Here is a 21360-nt window from a genome sequence, read left to right as displayed (position 1 = left end):
GCGACCGCCTCAGGTGGCGCTGCGCTTCCCGGAGGAGGCCAGCTCACCCGGCCCGGCGGTGTTCTCGGGGGCGGTGCCGAGGGCGGCGGGTCGCTGGCCGTTCTCGGACGCGGTGCCGGTCAGGGCCGGGCCGCGCCGGAAGGACTCGCCGCGGCGCTGGTTGCCGCGGTTGGCGGTGACCCGCTCCCGCGAGATGCGGATGTTGTAGAGGATGAAGGCGAGCGCGATGAACGCGAGGAAGACGCCGAGACCGGTGATCGCGATCGGGATGATCGGGTTCGACCCCTCCTGCTCGACGGCCGCACCCTGGTCGGTGGTCTGCAGGGTGACGCGGAGCTCGGGGGCGACGCCCTGGGCGTCCTGCTGCGCGGTGATGTACCCCTGGAAGATCTGGGTCGCGGTCTGCGAGATCAGGACGGCGCGGGCCGGGTCGGTCGACTCGCCGACGATCGAGAGGATCGGGAGGCTGAAGCGGCCCGGGTTCTGCTCGGTGCCGGCCGGCTGGGTCGTGCGGCGCACGGCGCTGAGGGCCTCGGTCGGCGCGAAGCCGCCGATGGCCTGCTCGACCTGGGTGCGGATCTCGGAGCCGCTGACGATGTACGCGTAGATGACCGCGGTGTTCGTCAGGTCGTTCTGCTGGGCCTCGGACTGGCCCTCGGTGAGGGTCTGACCGGGCTCGACGGCCTGGAGCGGGTTCCGCGAGCCACCGCCGAGAAGGATCGTGGTGTCGGAGCGGTACGCCGACTCGGCGCGCGAGACGATCTCACCGTCCTTCACGGTGTAGCCGGCGACCATGGCGGCCAGGACGGCGACCACGAGGCCGACCGCGAGGAGCCATTTGTAGCTCCAGAGCACTCGAAGGTAAAGGGGGACGGACATCTCGGTCTCGACTTCCAGACGGCGAGGTGTGGGACCTCGGGGCGACGCGCCGCGTGCTCGGAGGTCGCATTGCTGCTGCAATCGTTGGAGCAACGCCTCCGTCCATCACGGCGGTGATGGCGGAACGGGTTTTGCGGCTGTCGAGGTGTCGACGGAGCCTGGTGCGAAGGGCGGTTTCGGAGCGGTGCGGTGCTGCTTTCGCACCGGCCTTCGGGCATGCCTCGATGGGGCCGGAACGAGCACAGAACCGGGACCCCGCGAGTGCGGTGCCCCGACACACTCATTGTGACCATAACCCACGGCATGCGGATGCCGGAAGTATTGCGGCTGTGTTAAGTCTGCGGGACCGACGACTCGCCGAGCCGGGAGTGGACTTGCGTTCCTCTCAGGTGGTCGAGGATGGTGGCTATCGTTCATTCCTGAGCGCGCCGCCCTCACGACAGGAGACGCATGGATGATGAGCACCAGTGCTCCACCACTGCCGCAGGCCCACCCGACCACCGAGACGACCCCGAGCACGACCGCACCGACCGCGACGCCCGTCCGCTGACGAGCGTCGCCTCCGGCGTGCCCGCCGGGGCTCCGCTGTCGATCCTGTACTCGTTCCCGCACGGCATCGGCTCGCCGGGCATCGGCTGGACCGCGCTGCAGCAGGTCCGCTCGCTCGTCGCCGCGGGGCACCGCGTCACCGTCGTCGCCGCCTCGATCACCGAGCCGCTCGGCCCGGTCGCCCGCGCCGTGACGACCCTCACTCTCGGCGGCGTCCGCCTCCCGCACCGCCTCTTCGGCCGCAGCCGCTCGATCGCGCACCACGACCGCGTCACCGCGCGGATCCTCGCCGAGGGCGACTACGACGTCGTGCACGGCTGGCCGTGGGGCTCGGCCCGCACCTTCGACGAGGCCGCCCGCCAGGGCGTGCCCGCGGTCCGCGAGGCCCCGAACACGCACACCGCGCACGCCTTCGAGGTCGTCGCCGAGGAGTACGAGCGCCTGGGCATCACGCCCCCGGTCGGCTCGCCGCACACCTACAACGCGGTGCGCCTGCGCCGCGAGGAGCGCGAGTGGGCGTCCGCGACCGCGATCCTCGTGCCGTCCGCCTCGGTGGAGCAGACCTTCCTCGAGAAGGGCTTCTCGCCGCGCAAGCTCCTCCGCCACCGCTACGGCGCCCTGGTCGACACGACCCGCAGCTTCGATCCCGACCCGCGCGACGAGCCGGACCACGTCTTCACCGCGGTCTTCGTCGGCCGGATCGAGCCGCGCAAGGGCCTGCTCTACGCGCTGCAGGCCTGGCAGCAGTCGAAGGCGAGCAGCACCGGGCGCTTCCTGGTCTACGGCGACTTCACCCCGGGCTACCAGGAGCGCCTCGCCGGACTGCTCGAGCAGCCGAGCGTCGAGCTGCGCGGCTTCACGGGCGACGTCGCCGGGGTCTTCGCGAGCGCCGACGTGCTGATCCTGCCGACCATCGAGGAGGGCAGCGCCCTGGTGACCTCGGAGGCGCAGGCCGCCGGCTGCGTGCCGCTGGTCTCCTCCGCCGCCGGCGCCAACCTCGAGGACGGCGTGCAGGGGCTCGTGCACGAGCCGCGCGACGTCGAGACGCTGACCGCGCAGATCGACCTGGTCTCCTCCGACCGCGCCCTGCTCGCTCGGATGCGCCGGGCCGCACTCGACAACCGGGCGAACCTGACCTGGGAGCGCGCGAGCATCGACCTCGTCGCCGCCTACCGCGCCGCGATGGTGCTCGTCCGCGAGGACCTGGCGGGCACGGGCTCAGCGGGCACGGGCTCAGCGGGCACGGGCTCAGCCGCCGACTCCGACGACCGCTCCGACCAGCCGAGGACAGACACGCCGTGAACCCCTCCGTCCTCACCCCGGGTGACGTCTCGATCATCCTGTGCACCCGCGAGCGGCCCGACATGCTCCGGGAGGCGCTCGCGGCCATCGCCGCCGGCACCGACCCCGAGGTCGAGGTGATCGTCGTCGACTCCGCGTCGACCGACTCCCGCACCCGCGAGGTCGCCCTCGCCGCGGGCGTGCGCTACGTCCGCACCGACACCAAGGGCCTCTCGATCGCGCGGAACCTCGGGCTCGACTCGAGCGACCGGCCGATCGTGGTCTACACGGACGACGACTGCTCGCCGACGCCCGGCTGGATCGAGGCGCTGCTGCGCGCCTTCGAGGAGGAGCGGGTCACCGTGGCGACCGGGCGGATGCTCGACCACACCCTGGTCGACACCGACGTGCCGCCGACCGACCGCATCGTCTACCGCTCCGCCGTCCGCGGCCTCGACGCGGGTCACGGCGCCGTGATGGCGTTCCGCCGCGACGTGCTGCAGACACTGGGCGGCTTCGACGACACCCTGGGGGCCGGCCGCTACCTCGCCGGCGCCGAGGACCTCGACATCTTCTGCCGCGCCCTCGCCGCGGGCGGCACCGCCGTCTTCGTGCCCGACAGCGTCGTGCTGCACGTCAACACCCGCAACCCCGTCGCCTACCGCCGCCTGATGCGCGGCTACGGACTCGGGCTCGGCGCGCTCGTCGGCAAGTGGTGGCGACTGTCGCCCAAGGTCGGCGCGCGGCTGACCGCGACCCTCGCCGTCCGCAGCGGCCGGCGCCTGGTGCGCTCGGCCAAGCGGCGCGGCCGCGGTGCGAAGGACGAGCTCGCGATGGTCGAGGGGATCCTGCGCGGCTACCTGCGCTCGCGCCACCTCCGCCTCTCCGGCTCGACCTTCGTCGACGAGTACCCGCCGACGCCGATCCGCCTGCCGGCCGCCGACCAGCGGCCCGCCGGCACCCCGAGCTGACCGCTCCCCTCCGCCGCCTCCGACCAGGGAGCACCGCCATGACCCGACCCCCTCGCCGCACCGGGCGACCGCACGCCGAGCCGCTGCGCACGCTCGACGAGAAGTTCGTCTCGAACGCCGTCGTCTACGAGGTCGCCCGGCCGACCGGCTCGATGATCGTCGACGGCGCCCCGTTCCGCCGCGCGGACGGCTCGCTCGACCGCGACCTCGTCTACTCCGCCTGGGAGGCGTTCATCCGCTCCTCCCCCTCGGTGCGGCAGCGGCTCGCCCGCGCCCCGCTCGGGCTGTTCACGCCGTCCTGGGTGTCGGTCGACGAGATCGACGTCCGCGACCACGTGCGCTTCCACCCGGGCGTCGTCGAGTGGGACCCGCGGCACGTCGAGCTGCTCACCGGCGCCTTCAACGGGCCGATGGACCCGAAGGGCCCGCTCTGGGACATCCTCGTCATCGAGCTCTCGACCGGGCAGCTGGGCTTCGCGGTGCGCATCCACCACGCGCTCGGCGACGGGATGTTCGGGCTGGTGCTGATCCAGGCGTTCACCTCCGGCGAGCCGATCGAGTTCGCGCCGTTCAGCCGCGCGCCGATGCGCTTCCCGGACGACCCGCGGCCGCCCCGCGGCCCGATCGCGCTCACGCTCGCCGCCCGCCGGCAGATCGCGTCGACCCACGCGTCGCTCGCGGACGAGTGGACCGAGTGGAAGCGCAAGCCGCTGAAGAAGCGGATCACCCGGGTCGGCGGCCGCAACATCCGCGCCGCCCGCGACTGGTGGATCCGCCGCTCGGGACTGCTCGAGCGCAGCATCAAGCCGCGCGACGCCGCGATCCTCACCGCGGACCTCAAGACCGCGAAGGCGGCGGCCCGCGCGGCCGGCGGCTCGGTCGCCGACCTGACCGTCGCGCTCGCGCTGCACGCCTTCGCCGCGCTGCACCCCGAGCGCGCGGAGATCGCGACGCTCGTGCCCGTGTCGCCGCGCCGCGACAGGAACGAGGTCAAGCGCAACCACGTGTCGATGGTGCGCGTCGCCGTGCCGGTGTCGCTCGGCCTCGCGGAGACGGTGGCGAGCGTGCGCGAGCAGGTGCAGCTCGCCGTCGAGACCGGCGAGAGCGGCATCACCCGCGGCCGGAAGGACTGGCAGGGCTACGCGTCCTACCTCCCCGTCTTCCTGCGCCCGCGCTGGTTCGGCGGCGCCGAGCTGGCCTCGATGACCCTCTGGCCGGTGACCGAGCCGGACGACGAGGCCGCGGTCTTCGCGAGCTCCTTCACCAAGCGGCTCGACATCGCGATCTCGGTGCGCTCGGACCTCGACGCGGACCTCTTCATCGGCTCCATCGCGGCCTCGCTGACCGAGATCGGCGCACCGGTCATCGACCCGCTCGCCGAGCAGACCCCCGCCGGATCGCCGGACGACCTCGAATCGAACGGAGCCGGCCGATGAGCCAGGGCGGCGGACCGCTGCGCACCCTCACGAAGGTGCGCACCTACCTGCAGGCCGTGCGCCTGCTGCACTTCCACGCGTACAGCCACGCCGACCAGGTGCCGCGGCTCACCCGCGGGGCCGACGTCTCGTTCGCGCCGAACGTGTCGTTCCGGAACGCCGAGCGGATCACCCTCGGCGCCGGCACCCACATCGGCGAGAACTCGCTGCTCTGGGCCGGCAACAGCACCGGCCGGATCACCCTCGGCGCGAAGTGCCTGCTGGCGCCGAACGTCACGATCACCGCCTCGAACTACGGCATCGTCCAGGGCACGCCCGTGATGGACCAGCCGAAGATCGAGAAGGACATCGTGATCGGCCGGGACGTCTGGCTCGGCGCGAACGTGGTCGTCGTCGCGGGCGTCACCATCGGCGACGGCGCGATCGTCGGCGCGGGGGCCGTGGTCACCAAGGACCTGCCCGCGAACTGCATCGCGGGCGGCGTGCCCGCCAAGGTGATCGGGCAGCGACCGGAGGCCGATCGTGCCTGAGTCGGTGGACACCAGCCTGGCGATCGTGGTCGTCAGCTACAACACCCGGGAGAAGACGCTGGCCTGCCTCGCGTCGATCCCGCTCGGCGACGCGCCGACCCCGCCGCACATCATCGTGGTCGACAACGGCTCCGAGGACGGCAGCGCGGAGGCGATCCGCGCCGCGCACCCCGAGGCGACCGTGATCGAGGCGGGCGACAACCTCGGCTTCGCCCGCGGCGTGAACCGCGGCGTCGCGGCGGCGACCGAGCGCTTCGTGCTGCTGCTGAACCCCGACACCCTGGTGCTCGAGGGCTCCTTCCGCGCGCTGCTGGAGTTCGCCGTCGCGAACCCGCGCTACGGCGTCTACGGCGGGCGCACCCTGCGCCCGGACGGCTCGGTCGACCCCTCGTCCTGCTGGGGCGCCCCGAGCCTGTGGTCGCTGCTGACCTACGCGACCATGCTCTCCACCGCCTTCCGCGGCAACCCGCTGCTCGACCCGGAGTCGCTCGGCGGCTGGCAGCGCGACAGCGTCCGCGAGGTGCCGATCATCACCGGCTGCCTGCTGCTGATGCCGCGCGAGGAGTACGAGCGGGTCGGCCGGCTCGACGAGCGCTTCTTCCTCTACGGCGAGGACGCCGAGTTCTCGATCCGCGCCCGCCGCGCGGGTCTGCGCCCGGTGATCGTGCCGACCGCCGTGATCGTGCACGACGTCGGGGCCTCCACCCGCGACGCGGCGACCGCCGGGAACTCCGGCCGCAAGATGTGCATGGTGATGGCCGGCAAGGCCACGATGATCCGTCTCTCGTGGAAGCCGCTGCCCGCGCGGATCGGCATCGCGCTGCTCCAGGCCGGCGCGCTCGTGCGCACCGTGCTCGAGACCGCGACCCGCCGCAAGCGCCGCGCCTGGACCGAGGTCTGGCAGCGCCGGGCCGACTGGCGCGTGGGCTACCCGGAGGCCGAGCGCACGCTGTTCGGCCGGGTGCCCGGCACCGGCGCGGCGGAGGTCGCCCGATGATCGCCGGCGGGACCCGCACCCTGCGCGGCCGCCTGCGCACGCGCCTGCGCGGACTGCTCTCCGGCGAGGACGCCCGGAGCCGCCGGCTGCGGGTCGAGGCCGAGCCGGCCTTCCGCACCCGCTATGCGAACCCCTACAACGCGCGGCTCTACACGGCGATGACCGCGGAGGGCGTGCTCGTGCGCGACCTCTCCTGGCTGCGCCTGCTCGTCGCGAAGGTCGACGTGGTGCACCTGCACTGGCCGGACCTGACCTTCCTCAGCGGCGTCCGCCGCTACCGGATCGTCGCGCGGCTGGTCTTCTTCTTCGCCTTCCTCCGCGTCGCGCGGCTGCGCGGCACCCGACTGATCTGGACCGCGCACAACGTCACCTCGCACGAGGAGCGCGGCACCCCGTTCCTGCGCAACTGGTACCGGCGGCTGCTGACCGAGAACCTCGACGCGATCGTCTGCCTCTCGGAGGAGGGCGTGACCGCGATGCGCCGCTCCTACCCCGAGCTGGCCGCGGTGCCCGCGTTCGTGACTCCGCACGGGCACTACCGCCAGGACTACGACTTCTCCGCGACCCGGGCCGAGGCGCGCGCCGAGCTCGGTCTGGACCCCGACGCACGGCTCGTCGTGTCGGTCGGCCAGATCCGGCCGTACAAGAACGTGCCGACGCTGATCGAGCGCTTCCGCGAGCGCGAGGACGACGGCACGCTGCTCGCGGTCGCCGGCAACCCGGCCCGCGGACCGCTGCGCGGCGTGATCGAGGAGGCGGCGGCGGGCGATGCGCGCATCCGGCTCGAGCTGTCCTTCCTCAGCGACGAGCGGATGGCGCTCTGGCTGCGCGCGAGCGACCTGGTCGTGCTGCCCTACTCGGCGATCCAGAACTCCGGCTCGGCGATCCTCGCGGTCTCGGCCGACCGGCCGGTGCTGGTGCCCGACCTCGGCGCGATGCACGAGCTGGCCGCCCTGGTCGGCCCCGACTGGGTGCGGCTCTACGACGGCGCCTTCGACTCCGCGGCCCTCGACGGCGCGCTGGCGTGGCTCGACGAGCGCACGGTGGCGGACGACGCCTCCGCCGACCTCTCCGCGCTGGAATGGGACGCGATCGCCCGCGCGACCATCGACGTCTACCGCCGCGTGCTGCGGGCCCCGCGCCCCCGCTGAGCTCCGTTCCTGCTGATCGAGCAGCCCGCGCAGCGGGCGTATGGAGATCCACCCTCCTCCACAGCCCCGTCCGCAGACCCAGCGCACTGAGAAATCACGAAGAGTAGTGCATCCCGAACCTGGGACCGCTAGCTTTGGCTCCTGATCCCCCTTGCACTCCTCCGTCGGCCGTTCCCAGCGTCCGACGGTCGTCGGTCACCGCTGCCCGGCGAGCCCTCCGGTTCCCCCGCCCCGCCCGCCGCACAGAAACACAGGACCTTCGTGATCCCTCGCTCCACCCCGTCGCGCCGCCCCGCCGGCCGCCTGCGCCGCTTCCTCGCGGCCACCGCCGCCGCTGCCGTCGTCACCGCCGGTCTCGTCGGCGCCTCCGCGCTCCCCGCGCAGGCCGCCGATGCCACGCAGACCGGCGCCGGCCGCTACGTCGTCACCGTCGACTCGAAGGCCGTCTCGACGACGCTCGCGAGCGCCCTCGGCCTCACGCTCGACGCGTCCTACGGCGGAGGCGTCTCCGGCTTCACCGCGACCCTGACCGCCCGTCAGCACGCGATCCTCGCCGCCGACAGCCGCGTCCTCGGCCTCTCGCCCGCCGACCAGGTGGTCGAGGGCCAGGCGCAGACCATGCCCTCGCACGTCCTGACCGCCGAGGCCGACAAGGCCCCGGTCAGCGCCGGCGACGGCGTCACCAACTGGACCGGGCCCGCCGTCGCGGTCATCGACTCCGGCGTGAGCGCGCACCCCGACTACAACCTGGCCAAGCAGGTCAACTGCTTCGGCTCCGGCACCGCCGAGGACGCCAACGGCCACGGCACCGGCGTCTCCGGCTACATGACCGCGCTCGACAACGGCTCCGGCACCGTCGGCATCGCCCCCGGCGCGCCGATCTACTCGGTCCGCGCGCTCGACGCGAACAACAAGGGCAACATCTCGACCCTGATGTGCGCGCTCGACTGGGTGTCGCAGAACGCCGCGACCTACAACATCAAGGTCGTCAACATGTCGCTCGCCACGAACGGCGCCGACGACGGCAACTGCGGCCGCACCGACGGCGACACCATCCACCAGGCGGTCTGCGACCTCGTCGCGAAGGGCGTGACCGTGGTCTCGGCCGCCGGCAACTCCGCCGCCGACCTGTCGAAGTACATCCCCGCCGCCTACGACGAGGTCCTCGCCGTCACCAACTTCGCGAACTACGACGGCAAGCCGGGCTCGCTCGCCGCCGTCCCGTGCACGAACGTGACCACCAAGGACGACAACTACACGCTGAACAGCAACTTCGCCTCGCCCGCGGACGCCGGTCACACCATCGCCGCGCCCGGCACCTGCCCCTACACGACGAAGAAGGGCAACACCTACGCGTACATCCAGACCGGCACCAGCATGTCGACGGCCGCCGCCTCCGGTGTCGTCCTCGACTGCCTCGCGGCCGGCGGATCCTGCGTGGGCAAGAGCCCCGCGCAGGTCATCGCCCAGGTGATCGCCCAGGCCAAGTCGGCCACCGTCGACCGCGGCCGCACCTTCGCCGGCGACCCGACGCGTCCCGTCTCCGGCCGCTACTACGGCTACGGCGTGAGCACGATCCCGGTGGGCACGGTCGTCACCCCGACGCCGACCGCGACGCCGACGGCCACCGCCACGCCGACCGCCACGCCGACTCCGACCGCGACGCCCACGGCGACCGCGACGCCGAAGCCGACGGCCACGCCGACCGCGACGCCGACCCCGACCGCGACGCCCACCGCGACCGCCACGCCGAAGCCGACCGCCACGCCCACCGCGACCGCCACGCCGACCCCGACGCCGACCTCCGGCGCCGACACGGTGAAGCCGCAGGCGAAGATCGTCTCGCCCGCCAGCCAGACGACCGTGACCGGCACCGTGACCCTCGTCGCCAACGCGAGCGACAACGTCGCGGTCACGAGCCTCGCCTTCTGGTCCGGCTCGACCAAGCTCGGCGACGGCGTCAAGCAGGCCGACGGCAGCTGGTCGCTCACCGCGAACAGCAAGAACTGGCCGAACGCGACCTACGCCGTGGTCGCCCGGGCCACCGACGCCGCGGGCAATGTGGGCTCCAGCGCCTCGATCACCCTGGTGATCAAGAACTGACCCGCTCCGCCTGACCGGCCCGGCTCCCTCCTCGGAGGGGCCGGGCCGTTCGCGTTTCCCACGGGGCGGTCGCGACGTCAAGGGCGGGCGCTCCGGTGGCGCGGTCCGTAGCGTCGGAGGCGCGCGGTCGACCTCCGTCCGCGCGGAGAGGCAGCCATGAGCGACACCCAGAACGGCCCCGTCATGGACGGCGCCGAGGACGCGAGCAACGACGACAAGCTGGGCGGCCTGATCGAGCAGGTCGACCACGACCACGGCGACGAGGGCGCGGGCGCCATGGCCGATGCGCTGCGCGACCGCGCCGACGAGACCGACACCGAGATCACCTCCTCCGACGAGACGGAGACCCGCACCGGGACGGAGTAGCGCCGCCGGTCGAGCAGCCCGCGCATGCCGGTCGAGCAGCCCCGCAGGCGGCGTATCGAGACCCGCCGTCACCAGCTCGGCGGGTCTGCAGACTCCTGTTCTGACGCTGGTGGATCTCGATACGCCCGCTCCGCGGGCTACTCGATCAGCATGATGCCGCCCGCCCCTCGAGCAGCCGCCGCAGGCGGCCCTTACACGCTGGTCGAGCAGCAGCGTCCGGCGGCCCTTGCACGCTGGTCGAGCAGCCCGAAGGGCGCATCGAGACCCACCACCGCCGAGACATCCGGGAGCGAGCCTCCTCCCCAACCCCGATCTGACAGCACTGTCCCCGATCGGCCCGCCACCCCACTCCGGTGTCGGTGGTGCCTGATTCAATACCCGTATGTCAGAAGACGAGGATGCGGCAGCACTCGCGGAGGTGCGCGACTGCTTCGACGACTCCGCCGCCGCCGAGCGCGCTGCGTCCCCGACGCGCCTCAGAGCGGCGGAGCGGATGCACCGCGGCTACCGGATCGCGCTCACCGTCCCGGAGGCCTTCGCCCGCGGCGCGACTCGCAGCGTGACACGCGACCTCGTCGAGCGCTCCGTCCGTGCCGAACTGGCGGTGGCGTTCGGGGTGTCCGAGCGGGAGGTCTCCCGCCGCCTCGAGACCGCGCAGCTTCTGATGGAGCACCTGCCGCTCACCCGCGCGCTGCTGCGCGACGGCCTGATCCTCTGGGAGCTGGGCGAGGCGATCTGCAGGACCGCGAGCAGCCTTCCCGAGACCTCCCGCTCCGCACTCGACGAGCGCGCCGCCGACGCCGCCGTCAGGATGACCACCACGCAGCTGCGCCGAGCACTCGGTCGCTGGCGGGAGGAGCTGCACGAGCAGCCGCTCGCCGAGCGCCACGCGCGCGCGAAGGAGGACCGCGCGGTCTGGGTCACGCCGGACGTCGACGGGATGGCGACGCTCTGCGTCTACGCTCCCGCGCCCGCCGTCTCCGGCGCCTACGACCGACTCCGCCGCATCTCCCGCACCCTCCGCGACGAGGGCGACCCGCGCACCCTGCAGCAGCTCAGCGCCGATGCGGCGGTCGATCTGCTTTGCGACGGCGACATCATCGGAACCACGCCGAACGACGAGCATCGGCCCGACCCGACCTTCGTCCCCGGCGTGCGCGCCGAAGTGCGGCTCACGCTCGCGGCGTCCACCGCCGTGGGTCTCGACGATGCGCCCGCGGAGCTCGACGGCTACGGCCCCGTCCCCGCCCCGATCGCCCGTGAGCTCATTCGCACCGCTGCGTCCTTCACCCGCGTCCTCACCGATCCGGACACCGGAGCCGTCGTCTCCGCCGGCCGGACCTGGCGCACTCCACCGCCCCAGATGCGCCTGCACCTGCAGCTGCGGGACCAGACCTGCCGCTTCCCCGGCTGCACCCGGACCGCCGCCACCAGCGAGGCCGACCACACGATCGAGTGGCGCAACGGCGGCGAGACCTCGCTCGAGAACCTCGTCATGCTCTGCACGTCCCACCACCACGTGCGGCACGGAGAGCAGTGGAGCTACGACCGGGTCGACGACCACGGGACGATCGAGTGGACGAGCCCGACCGGCCGACGGATCAGCAACCGCCCGCCACCCCTGCCCGGGCGGCCACCCGACCCGCCCCCGGGGCCCCGCTTCGACGATGCTCCCGCACCGTTCTGACGGTGGGGGATCTACTTGGAAGAGATGCCCGCACACATGCTGGTCGAGTAGCCCTGCAGGGGCGCATCCAGACCCGCCCACCCCAAGGACGTCGGTCTCCTCCCCGCCCTGCGCTGGCGCCGGAGGCGCCCCCTCCGCTCGATACGCCCGCTCCGCGGGCTACTCGATCAGCATTGATTCCCCGCTGCGGGCTGCTCGGCGAGCATGGACGCAGTGCGCGCCGACCGGGCAGCGGATGCCCGCGGTGTCTCCCTCTCGTGAGCATGCGCTCGCATGGACCGATGTCCCGTCCGCCGCACACCGTCCGCCTGAGCCACCCTTCGGAAAGGCAGCCGTGCCCGACGCTCTCCTCGTGCCGCTCCTGCTCGCCGCGCTCGTCACCAGCGGCCTGGCGGCGGGCTTCTTCTACGCCTTCGCCTGCGCGGTGATGCCGGGCCTGGGCCGGACCGACGACCGCGCCTTCGTCAGCGCGATGACCGCGATCAACGCCGCGGTGCAGAACCCGCTGTTCGCCCAGTACGTCGTCACCTTCGGGCGCAGCGTGCCGCTCAACCTGCGACTGGACCGCGCCGCCGGCGGTCCGCTCTCCGACGCCCGGCGCGGCTTCGAGCGCGCCTGGATCCGCGCCAACACCGCGCGCGTGCTCGCCTCGGGTGGTTCGCTCCTCCTGCTCGGGATCGCCCTCGCGACGACCTGACGTCCGCGCCGTCGATCCGCGAGTCCCTCGACTCCCGGAAGACGGGCAGTCTGGTGAGCACCACCCCGATCCAGGAGAGATACCATGACCGCACCCCGCCGCGCCCTGATCCTCGTCGACGTCCAGCAGGAGTACTTCGCCGGGCCGCTCGAGATCCGCTACCCGCCGCACGCGACCTCGCTGCCCGCCATCACCGCCGCGCTCGACGCCGCCACGGCCGCCGGTCTGCCGATCGCCGCCGTCCAGCACAGCAGCGGCGAGGGAGCACCCGTCTTCGCACCGGGCACCCCCGGCTTCGAGCTGCACCCCGAGATCGAAGGCCGCCGCAGTGATGAGTGGACGTCGATCACCAAGCAGTTCGGCACCGTCTTCGCCGGCACCGACCTGCTCGCCTGGCTGCGCGAGCGCGACGTCGACACGATCACCCTCGTCGGCTACATGACCAACAACTGCATCCTCGCCTCGGCGGCCGAGGCCGAGACGCACGGGCTGACGGCGGAGGTGCTCTCGGACGCGACCGGTGCCATTGCGATCTCGAACGCGGCGGGCTCCGTCGACGCCGAGACGGTGCACACCACCCTGCTCGCCCTGCTGAACTCGAACTTCGCGGCCGTCGCCGACACCGCCGCCTGGACCGACGCCCTCGCCTCCGGCGAGCCCCTCCCCCAGAGCGACCTCGGCAGCTCTGCCGTCGCGGGCGCCGCGCTGCCGCCGCGCTGAGACCTCGCCTACTGGTCGGGACGCCCCGTAAACGGGCCGCATGGTCGGGAACGACGAGTCGAGCGCGGCGTCGGGGCACACGTTACGTGATTGCCGCGCTCCACGAAGAGGTGACCACCGAAGGTAGAACGATGGCGCGCGACGTTCGGCTGAAACGCGCAACGTCCGTTCACCAAAGGACAGCCCACGAGTTCGGCACCCCTCCACTCCGCAGATCTACAGCAATGGGAGCGCTCTCCCGATTCACAGTAAACAGTGATCCACATATTGATTGCCGTCAGCATTGCGCCAGCATGTACGTGGCTGTGGTTCTACAGCGCAAGGAAAATGGCTGCGATCGTCGCATTGTCGAGCGCCATGATCGGCATACCGAACACGACGTCGGCAGCACCCAGCCTCGATCCCGTGCCCACGCTGGAGCTGGACATGCGAAACGCTTCGCCGGATGAAAGCACGTCCTCATCCATCACCATCCCGCGGGCACTTACGCGCAACCCGACGGACAGAAGCTTCAGTTCGCCGATGAAGCGAAATACAGCTGCGTCGGGAAGACGAACAATCCACACTGATCTCGCGGCACGGGCGATGTTATCGCTAAAACTGTTGTCACCTGCTCCGGACCCAACGGCAACATCCCTGTCAGGGTCCTCTCGCTTCTCGGCAAGACCAGCCAGAACAGCGTGGCAAGCCTGCAGATCGTCGCCGAGTCGAACTACGTCCAGAACATCCCGGTGGGTGCACTCGGCCAGCCACGGACATGGTATGTCCCCGCCGAAGGAGCACCAAGGATAAGCGCAGACGCCTACTTTCGTGCCAGCCATTCGTTCGCAGGAGCGCCACCATTGAGTACAGAGATCTCAGGATCGGGCCAGTCGACTTTTCTCTACGTCAGAAGTAAGTAGAAGCGACCCTTACCGCGAGAAGAGAAGCTCGAGTGTTGCTTTTCCGGAATTGAAGGCGCTCGGGTGCTCGAGGTACAGTCGGAACGGAAGACCACGAGCATCTCGCTCCGCCCATTCAATCACCTCCAGGACATCTCGCGCTTCGATGAAACGGATCTCCTCCTCGATCGTCTCGGCCTCTGTGGAGTAGACGCGATAGACCGGGTTATCCACTTCGCCGTCGACGTTGCGAGGATCTACTAGGTGAGTCTTCATTGTCTCTTTTTCCTTTCTCCGCTGCGGTCATTATTCCCCACCGTCGGCCTCGCACTCGTTCGCACATCGAGATGTTCCCACGGAGTCCGCGGTTCTCGATACTCCGATGCGGCGGTCTACTCGATCACCAGATCCTGCGACTTTGGGGCTCTGCGAGCGGCTCGACCGGGCGCTTCGTCAGCGGTCCGAGGGCGGCGGGAACGGGCGGGTCGAGCGCGGGGCGGCCGGGGGCAGGGCCGCGCGGGCGCGGTGCAGGGAGACGGCGGTGAGCAGGACGCGGGTGCGGGCCGAGGAGGCGTCGAGCGGGCCGATCAGGGACTCGATGCGGGCGAGGCGGTCGTAGAGGGTCTGCCGGCCGATGCAGAGGGCGGCCGCGGTGGCGGTCTTGCTCCCCCAGTGCGACGCGAACGTCTCAAGGGTCGCGAGCAGCTCCGGCCGGCCGCGGCGCAGCGGGCCGAGCACCTCCTCCACCAGAGCATCCGCCTCGGGGTCGTCTCGCAGCGTGCTGGCGAAGCGCTCGAGCCGGTGCAGCCGCGCATCGACGACGCCGCTCTCGGCGCGGGTCCACTCCCGCACACCGCGCACCTCCGCGAGCTCGCGCGGCACCCGCGCCACCGCGTCGGCGCCGCTGCCGACGCAGACCAGCGCGGACGCCCCGGCAGCGGGCGGCCACTCGCCGAGCAGCAGCGCCCTCGCCCGCTCCCGCGCGGCGGCGTCCGGGAAGGCCAGCAGCGCGAGCAGCTCGCCGCCCGCGACGCAGATCACGCTCGCGGAGTCCGCTGACCCCCGCACCGAGCGGTCGAGCGCGGCGCGGACCGCACGGAGGGTGCGCTCGTCGTCGCCGACGTCGGCCCAGACTCCGAGGAAGCACTCCCGCCCGCCGACGCCGAGCCGGCCGAGGAGCGCGTCGATCTGCAGCTCCGCGCTCGGGTCGGGGCGCGCGGACGGCGCCGTCGCGACCGCGAAGAGCTGGGCGGTGAGCCGCTCGCGCGCGGTCGGCGGCCGCCGCCGGAGCAGGGCGATCGCCAGCACGTCCGGCGCGCGGTCGAGCGCGACGGCCACGCCGTGCAGGTCGGCCTCGTCGTGGGCGCGGAGGTAGAGCGTGCCCAGGAGGGAGTCGCCGGCCCGCAGCACCCCGGACGAGGCGCCCGCGGTGCGCGCGGTGTCGACGCCGCGGCCGGGATGGGCGCGCACGATCTCCTCGCCCGCCGGCGAGACGAGCGCGGCACTGGCGCCCGTGGCGCTCGCGACGACCTTCAGCAGCTCGTCGATCCCGGCATCCGCGGCCGCCGCCTCGCCGAGAAGTCCGGACACTCTGTCCGCCACCCGCAGGCTCCGGAACTTCTGCTCGGTGAGCCGGGTGTTGATGCTCTCGCAGACCTGCACGAACGGCACCCGCCGGGGCAGCGCGAGCACGGCGAGCCCGAGATCGTCGGCAGCGGCGACGAGCGGGGCCGGGACGCTCGGCAGCCGCTCGGACAGCTCGACGGCCAGGGCGCCGATCCCCGCCGTGACCAGGGACTCCACATAGCGACGGCACTCCTGGGGATCCTGGTCCGAGGAGAGGTTCACGCCCTCCATCAGCAGCAGCTCGCCGCCCAGGAGCAGCGGCGCGACGTCGAGCTGCTCGCTGGCGTGCGCCCAGCGGATCGGCACCCGCGCGGCGGCCTCCCCGCCGGCGACCACGACCGGTCCGGCGGCCGCGAGCAGCGGGTCGAGAAGCGCCTCGGACAGCGGGATCACCATGCAGAACGTCCTCTCGCGTCACGGCGAATTTACACGGCGAGGCGGCCGCCGAAACCGCCCGCCGGGAGGGTGGAGCCCGACCCGCCGCGCTCCTCCACAGCCCGCTCTGCCGCGGCGCCGTCCACCGTTCCCCGCTCCGACTCCCCGCTCCACCTCACGCTTCGAGAGGATCCACCCATGAGCTCCGACACCCTGCACGGCCCGACCGACACCGAGGACGCGCTGACCCCGCTCCCCGAGAGCCGTCGCAACGCGCGCCTCGACGGCCAGTTCTGGATCTGGGCGGGCGCCAACATCGCCCCGATCAACTGGGTCCTCGGCGCGCTGGGCGTGAACATGGGCCTCGGCCTCTGGGACACGATCACCGTCCTCGCGCTCGGCAACGTCGTCGGCATGGCCGTCTTCGGCTTCTTCGTGCTGCTCGGCCAGCGCACCGGCGCGACCGGGATGCTCGTCGGCCGGGCCGTCTTCGGGCGGCGCGGCAACTACGCACCCGCCGTGATCCAGGCCGTCGTCGTGATCGGCTGGTGCGCGATCAACACCTGGATCGTGCTCGACCTGGTGATCGCGCTGCTCGGCTCCGTCGGCCTCGTCGACCCGGAGGCGGCGAACATCGGCTGGAAGGTCGCGGTCGCCGCGGTGATCATGGCGATCCAGGTCGCGATCTCGTTCCTCGGCTACCGGGCCATCGCCGCCTTCGAGCGCTGGACCGTGCCGCCGACCCTGCTGGTGCTGGCCGTGATGTCGATCGTCGCCTGGTTCTTCCTCGACATCGACTGGTCCTACGCCGGCCCGGCCGAGGGCGCCCTCACCGGCGGCGACCGGATCGCGGCGATGTCGATCGTGATGACCGCGATCGGCATCGGCTGGGGCCTCACCTGGCTCGCCTACGCGGGCGACTACTCGCGCTTCGTCAGCCCCCGCGCCTCGCGCCGGAAGCTCTACTTCGCCAGCGTGCTCGGCCAGTTCGTCCCCGTCGTCTGGCTGGGCGTGCTCGGCGCGACGCTCGCCACGAAGAACGGCTCGGTCGACCCGGGCCAGCTGATCGTGGAGAACTTCGGCGCCCTCGCGATCCCGGTGCTGCTGCTCGTGGTGCACGGGCCGATCGCGACGAACGTGCTCAACATCTACTCGTTCGGGATGGCCACCCAGGCGCTCGACATCCGCCTGGGCCGCCGCGCGCTCAGCCTGATCGTCGGAGTGCTCGCCTTCGCCGCGTCCGTGTTCTTCGTCTTCCAGGACGATCTGGCGACGACGCTGGACGCCTGGCTGGTGGGACTGGTCGGCTGGGTCGCGCCGTGGGGCGCGATCGTCCTGGTGCACTACACGGTGTTCGAGCCGCGGGTGCGCTCGTTCGGGCACCTCTTCGCCCCGGTCGGCTCGCCGCTGCTGCCGGACGTGCGCTGGCGCGCGCTGCTCTCCTTCGCGATCGGCGCGACGCTGACCTGGCTGTTCATGAACGGCTCGGTGCCGGCGCTGCAGGGACCGGCCGCGACCGCGCTCGGCGGCGTCGACGTCTCCTGGCTCGCCGGCGGCGTCTCGGCGGGGCTCGCCTATCTGCTGCTCGGCCGCGGCGACGCCGCGTCCTGGGTGCGGAAGCGCGAGGCCCTGGAGCCGGCCGCGCGCGAGTCCGAGCCCGTCCTCGGGTAGCCGGCCCCGTCACTCCCGCTCCTCTTCTCCCGCACCACCCGCTCCCGCACCACCCTGCTCCTGCACCACCGCATCACGAACGGAACCGCCATGCCCCTCCTCATCACCGACGCCGCCGTCATCACCATGGACGCCGTCTCGGGCGCCGTCCCGATCACGGCGAGCATCCGGATCGTCGACGACGTGATCACGGCGATCGGACCGGGGCTCGAGCCCGAGCCGGGCGACGAGGTCCTCGACGGGCGCGACCGCCTCGTGACACCGGGCTTCGTCAACGCGCACACCCACTCGTGGGAGTACCTCTACAAGGGGCGCTACGACAACCTGCCGCTCGAGCTGTGGATGCTGCTGTCGTACCCGATCCTCGGCGACAGCCGCGTCGCTCCGGACCTGATCCGGCTGCGCTCGTCGCTGTTCGCACTCGAGTCGCTGAAGGCGGGCGTCACGACGCTCGTCGACGACGTGCTCGAGAACCCGGACCAGGACGCGGCGCAGCTGGCGGCGGTGTTCGACGCCTACGACGAGATCGGCATCCGGGCGAACATCTCCGGGCACGTGATCAGCAAGCCCTTCTTCGAGACCATGCCGTTCCTCGAGGAGTACCTGCCGGCCGAGCTGCTCGACTCGGTCCGCGGGGCGGCGCGACCGACCACCGAGGGCTACCTCGACTTCAGTCGCACCGCCTTCGCCACCCAGCACGGGCGGGGCGGCGGACGGCTGCGCTACATGGTCGCGCCCTCGGCCCCGCAGCGCGTGGGCGCCGATCTGCTGGTCGGCGCGACGGAGCTGGCGCTCGAGCACGACGCGGAGTGCCACATCCACGTCCTCGAGACCAAGACGCAGCTGGTGACCGGGGAGGAGCTCCACGGCTCGACGCTGGTCGAGTACATGGCCGGGATCGGCGCCCTCTCCGCGAACACGACCTTCGCGCACGGGATCTGGCTGACCGACTCCGACATGGCGTCGATCGCGGCGGCGGGCACCTCCGTCTCGCACAACCCGATCTCGAACCTCAAGCTCGGCTCGGGCATCGCGCCGTGGCGCGCGCTGCACGACGCGGGGGTGAACCTCGTGCTCGGCACCGACGGCTGCTCGAGCAGCGACTCCCCGCGGATGCTCGACGTGATCAAGGCCGCGGCGCTGCTGCACAAGGTGACCGATCCGGACCTGTCGACGTGGCCGACGGTGGCCGAGGTGCTGACCGCGGGCACGATCGGCGGTGCGCGCAGCGCCGTGCTCGGCGACGTCACCGGCAGCATCGAGGTGGGCAAGCAGGCCGACCTCGTGCTCTTCGACCTCGAGACGCTCGCGTTCACCCCGCGCCAGCGCCTGGAGAACCAGCTCGTCTACTCCGAGAACGGCTCGTCCATCGACACCGTGATCGTCGCCGGGCGGGTCGTCGTCGCGGGCGGCGAGTCGACGACCGTGGACGAGGCGGCGCTGCGGGCCGACCTGGCGGCGCAGCTCGGCGACATCGTCGCCTGGCAGGACGCCCTCGACCGCTCCAACGGCGTGCTGACCGAGCCGTTCCACCGCATGTACGAGCGGGCGATGCGCCGCGACGCCCCGATCGACCGCTTCAGCGGCAGGCGCCTGGTCTGACGGCGCTCGGTCTGACGGCGACGGGACCGACGGCGCGCATCCTCGGCTCATGGAACCCCCTCCGGCACGCAGAACCCGCCTCGGCACACCGGATCCGGACAGTTCCGCGAGCCCGATGCGGTTCCGCGAGCCGAACGCGTCTTCGCGCTCGGGGCAGCACCGGGGGCCCGTGGCACCCGTCCGGGGCGGGATCGGACGGACCGGCGGCGCGTCGAGCCGGAGTGCGCCCCCTGAACGGGAACCCCCGTCCGGAGGAAGGTTCATTGCGAACGGGCGTTCGAACGCCCCGCCTAGGGTCGCAGCAGACGCGCCGGACTCCTCCGGCCGACCTCTCGAGCGACTCCCCCCACCGCAGTGCCGCGGTCAGGGCATGAGCCGCTCCTCCGCCCTCGACGCCCGGAAGGACGCCCGTGCCGACGACCCCCGCGACAGCCCGCCCGCGCCGCTCAGGCGCGCGGCAGGCCGGCGAAGTTCGCGGCGCTGAGCTCCTGCACGGCGGGCAGCTTCGCGAGGATGTCGGCCGAGACGCTGTCGCGGTCGGAGAGGACGCGCTCGAGGGCGTCGCCCACGCGGCCGGCGAGACCGGCACCCGGCTCGACGCAGAGGTAGGGCAGCTCGAACATCGCCATCAGGCCCTCGACCTTGCCCTGGGTGGCGAGCGTGATCGCGGGGACGCCCTTCATCAGGGACATGATCGCCAGGTGCATCCGGCCGGTGACGGTGACGGTCGCGCGCTCGGTGAAGCCGCGCACCTCCGCCGGGGTGAGGACGTCCTCGACGAAGGCGACGCCGGTCGTGTCCGGCAGGGCCGCGTAGACCTTGCGGCAGGCCGCGAGGTCGTCCGGTCCGTGCTTGATGACGTGCGGGAGCAGCACGACCGCGAGGCCGCGTGCGCGCAGGCCGCCGATGATCTCCACGTAGGCGCCGGTCTGGTCGGTGTCGATCAGGCCGGAGACGTTGACGATCGCGATGCCGCCGGTCGTGTCCAGCGCGGCGAGCTCGGTGCTCGCGCGGCCCTGGTCGACGGAGCGCGCCGAGAAGACGATGTCCGCCGAGGCCTTCGCGTCCAGGCCGTCGCGGCGGGCGCGCTCGACGGAGAGCGGGTCGCGGAGGAAGAGGGTCGTGCCGGCGCGGTCCGCGTCGCGGAGCTGCGCGAGGGCACCGGGGTGCGCCTTGCCGTTCCAGCTGAAGCCGAGGACGCGGGTGTCCACTCCGGCCGACGCGGCGCTGCGGGCGACGAGCGCGCGGCTCGTCGAGGCGCGGAAGTTGTAGGCGCCGTCCATGATGTCGGCGCCGACGATCGAGACCGACGCGGCACCGGGCAGCATGGCCCGGAAGCGGCGCAGGTCGCGGACGAAGCTCGGCAGGCCGCCGTAGAGCAGGGTGCCCAGCGAGACGATCTCGACGCGGTCGGCCTGCTCGGCCGGGATGCGGAAGTCGCCCTTGTAGCGGGTGATCACGGTGATCGGCCCGGCCACGTTCTCCAGGAACGCGCCGACCAGCGCGGCGTCGCCGATGTTGCCGGCGCCGGGGGGCGCGATCAGGATCGCGCGGCCCTGAGCACCACTGGCTCCGCGGGCCCCGCCGGAGCGGCGGGCGCTGCGCAGGCGCGGAGCGTCGAGGAAGACGCCGCGCGCGCCGAGCGAGAGCACCGCCGGGCTCTTCAGCAGCGGGGCGGTGCGCTTGCGCAGCCCGCCCAGCACCGTCCGGACTCGCGAACCTACTCCGCTCACAGCGATTCCGTTCCCGGCCCCGTCGTGGAGCCGTGCTCATCGATGGCGGAGGCGGCCCGTCGCCGCATCCGTCCGTCCGGGCGGGATCTCGGCGGCAGAGGCAGC

The 21360-nt window shown here is 72.3% G+C and carries 18 protein-coding genes; 13 read left to right on the top strand and 5 right to left on the bottom strand.

Annotated elements, in window-relative coordinates; all coding sequences use genetic code 11:
• Positions 1–9: 9 nt before the first annotated feature.
• On the bottom strand, positions 10–879 hold the full coding sequence (locus MT355_RS15880) for a hypothetical protein (protein ID WP_133671811.1): 870 nt from the start codon (positions 877–879) through the stop codon (positions 10–12).
• 450 nt (positions 880–1329) lie between these two features.
• Between MT355_RS15880 and MT355_RS15875 the strand changes: the two genes are divergently transcribed.
• From MT355_RS15875 to MT355_RS15825, 11 genes are all read left to right on the top strand, one after another.
• Positions 1330–2730, top strand: coding sequence for a glycosyltransferase family 4 protein (locus tag MT355_RS15875; RefSeq protein WP_243600317.1), 1401 nt, complete (start codon positions 1330–1332; stop codon positions 2728–2730).
• The gene (locus MT355_RS15870; RefSeq protein WP_132435098.1) at positions 2727–3680 is read left to right on the top strand and encodes a glycosyltransferase family 2 protein; all 954 of its coding nucleotides are present in this window, start codon (positions 2727–2729) and stop codon (positions 3678–3680) included. The genes MT355_RS15875 and MT355_RS15870 overlap by 4 nt, the downstream gene beginning before the upstream one ends.
• A gap of 38 nt (positions 3681–3718) precedes the next feature.
• On the top strand, positions 3719–5116 hold the full coding sequence (locus tag MT355_RS15865) for a wax ester/triacylglycerol synthase family O-acyltransferase (protein WP_243600316.1): 1398 nt from the start codon (positions 3719–3721) through the stop codon (positions 5114–5116).
• Positions 5113–5646, top strand: coding sequence for a DapH/DapD/GlmU-related protein (locus tag MT355_RS15860; protein ID WP_123705671.1), 534 nt, complete (start codon positions 5113–5115; stop codon positions 5644–5646). Before MT355_RS15865 ends, MT355_RS15860 begins: the two co-directional genes overlap by 4 nt.
• The gene (locus MT355_RS15855) at positions 5639–6643 is read left to right on the top strand and encodes a glycosyltransferase family 2 protein (protein ID WP_243600315.1); all 1005 of its coding nucleotides are present in this window, start codon (positions 5639–5641) and stop codon (positions 6641–6643) included. The genes MT355_RS15860 and MT355_RS15855 overlap by 8 nt, the downstream gene beginning before the upstream one ends.
• Entirely contained in the window at positions 6640–7794 is a 1155-nt protein-coding gene (locus MT355_RS15850; protein WP_243600314.1) for a glycosyltransferase family 4 protein, read from the top strand. Before MT355_RS15855 ends, MT355_RS15850 begins: the two co-directional genes overlap by 4 nt.
• Before the next feature lie 261 nt (positions 7795–8055).
• Positions 8056–9897: an Ig-like domain-containing protein gene (locus tag MT355_RS21660; RefSeq protein WP_243600313.1), complete on the top strand. Its 1842-nt coding sequence runs from the start codon at positions 8056–8058 to the stop codon at positions 9895–9897.
• A 156-nt stretch (positions 9898–10053) separates the two neighbouring features.
• The gene (locus MT355_RS15840; RefSeq protein WP_243600312.1) at positions 10054–10263 is read left to right on the top strand and encodes a hypothetical protein; all 210 of its coding nucleotides are present in this window, start codon (positions 10054–10056) and stop codon (positions 10261–10263) included.
• Between the two features lie 382 nt (positions 10264–10645).
• Positions 10646–11950: an HNH endonuclease signature motif containing protein gene (locus MT355_RS15835; RefSeq protein WP_243600311.1), complete on the top strand. Its 1305-nt coding sequence runs from the start codon at positions 10646–10648 to the stop codon at positions 11948–11950.
• Positions 11951–12284: 334 nt separating this feature from the next.
• The gene (locus tag MT355_RS15830) at positions 12285–12647 is read left to right on the top strand and encodes a hypothetical protein (RefSeq protein WP_243600310.1); all 363 of its coding nucleotides are present in this window, start codon (positions 12285–12287) and stop codon (positions 12645–12647) included.
• Positions 12648–12731: 84 nt separating this feature from the next.
• The gene (locus MT355_RS15825; protein ID WP_243600309.1) at positions 12732–13367 is read left to right on the top strand and encodes an isochorismatase family protein; all 636 of its coding nucleotides are present in this window, start codon (positions 12732–12734) and stop codon (positions 13365–13367) included.
• Between the two features lie 311 nt (positions 13368–13678).
• On the opposite strand, the gene MT355_RS15820 is transcribed toward MT355_RS15825, so the two are convergent.
• The 3 genes from MT355_RS15820 to MT355_RS15810 form a co-directional block, all read right to left on the bottom strand.
• A complete protein-coding gene (locus tag MT355_RS15820; protein ID WP_243600308.1) occupies positions 13679–14188 on the bottom strand; it encodes a hypothetical protein in 510 nt (169 codons plus the stop codon).
• Between the two features lie 90 nt (positions 14189–14278).
• Entirely contained in the window at positions 14279–14524 is a 246-nt protein-coding gene (locus MT355_RS15815; protein WP_243600307.1) for a hypothetical protein, read from the bottom strand.
• Positions 14525–14701: 177 nt separating this feature from the next.
• Positions 14702–16270: a PucR family transcriptional regulator gene (locus MT355_RS15810; protein ID WP_243600306.1), complete on the bottom strand. Its 1569-nt coding sequence runs from the start codon at positions 16268–16270 to the stop codon at positions 14702–14704.
• Positions 16271–16447: 177 nt separating this feature from the next.
• Between MT355_RS15810 and MT355_RS15805 the strand changes: the two genes are divergently transcribed.
• On the top strand, positions 16448–17920 hold the full coding sequence (locus MT355_RS15805; protein ID WP_243600305.1) for a cytosine permease: 1473 nt from the start codon (positions 16448–16450) through the stop codon (positions 17918–17920).
• 90 nt (positions 17921–18010) lie between these two features.
• On the top strand, positions 18011–19522 hold the full coding sequence (locus MT355_RS15800; RefSeq protein ID WP_243600304.1) for an amidohydrolase family protein: 1512 nt from the start codon (positions 18011–18013) through the stop codon (positions 19520–19522).
• A 446-nt stretch (positions 19523–19968) separates the two neighbouring features.
• Here MT355_RS15800 and MT355_RS15795 read toward each other — a convergent pair whose 3' ends face one another.
• The gene (locus MT355_RS15795; RefSeq protein ID WP_132435121.1) at positions 19969–21255 is read right to left on the bottom strand and encodes a polysaccharide pyruvyl transferase family protein; all 1287 of its coding nucleotides are present in this window, start codon (positions 21253–21255) and stop codon (positions 19969–19971) included.
• Positions 21256–21360: the final 105 nt, after the last annotated feature.

The organism is Rathayibacter sp. VKM Ac-2929 (assembly GCF_022815495.1).
GTDB classification, from domain to species: domain Bacteria; phylum Actinomycetota; class Actinomycetes; order Actinomycetales; family Microbacteriaceae; genus Rathayibacter; species Rathayibacter festucae.
This window is presented reverse-complemented; position numbering and strand designations above follow the sequence as displayed.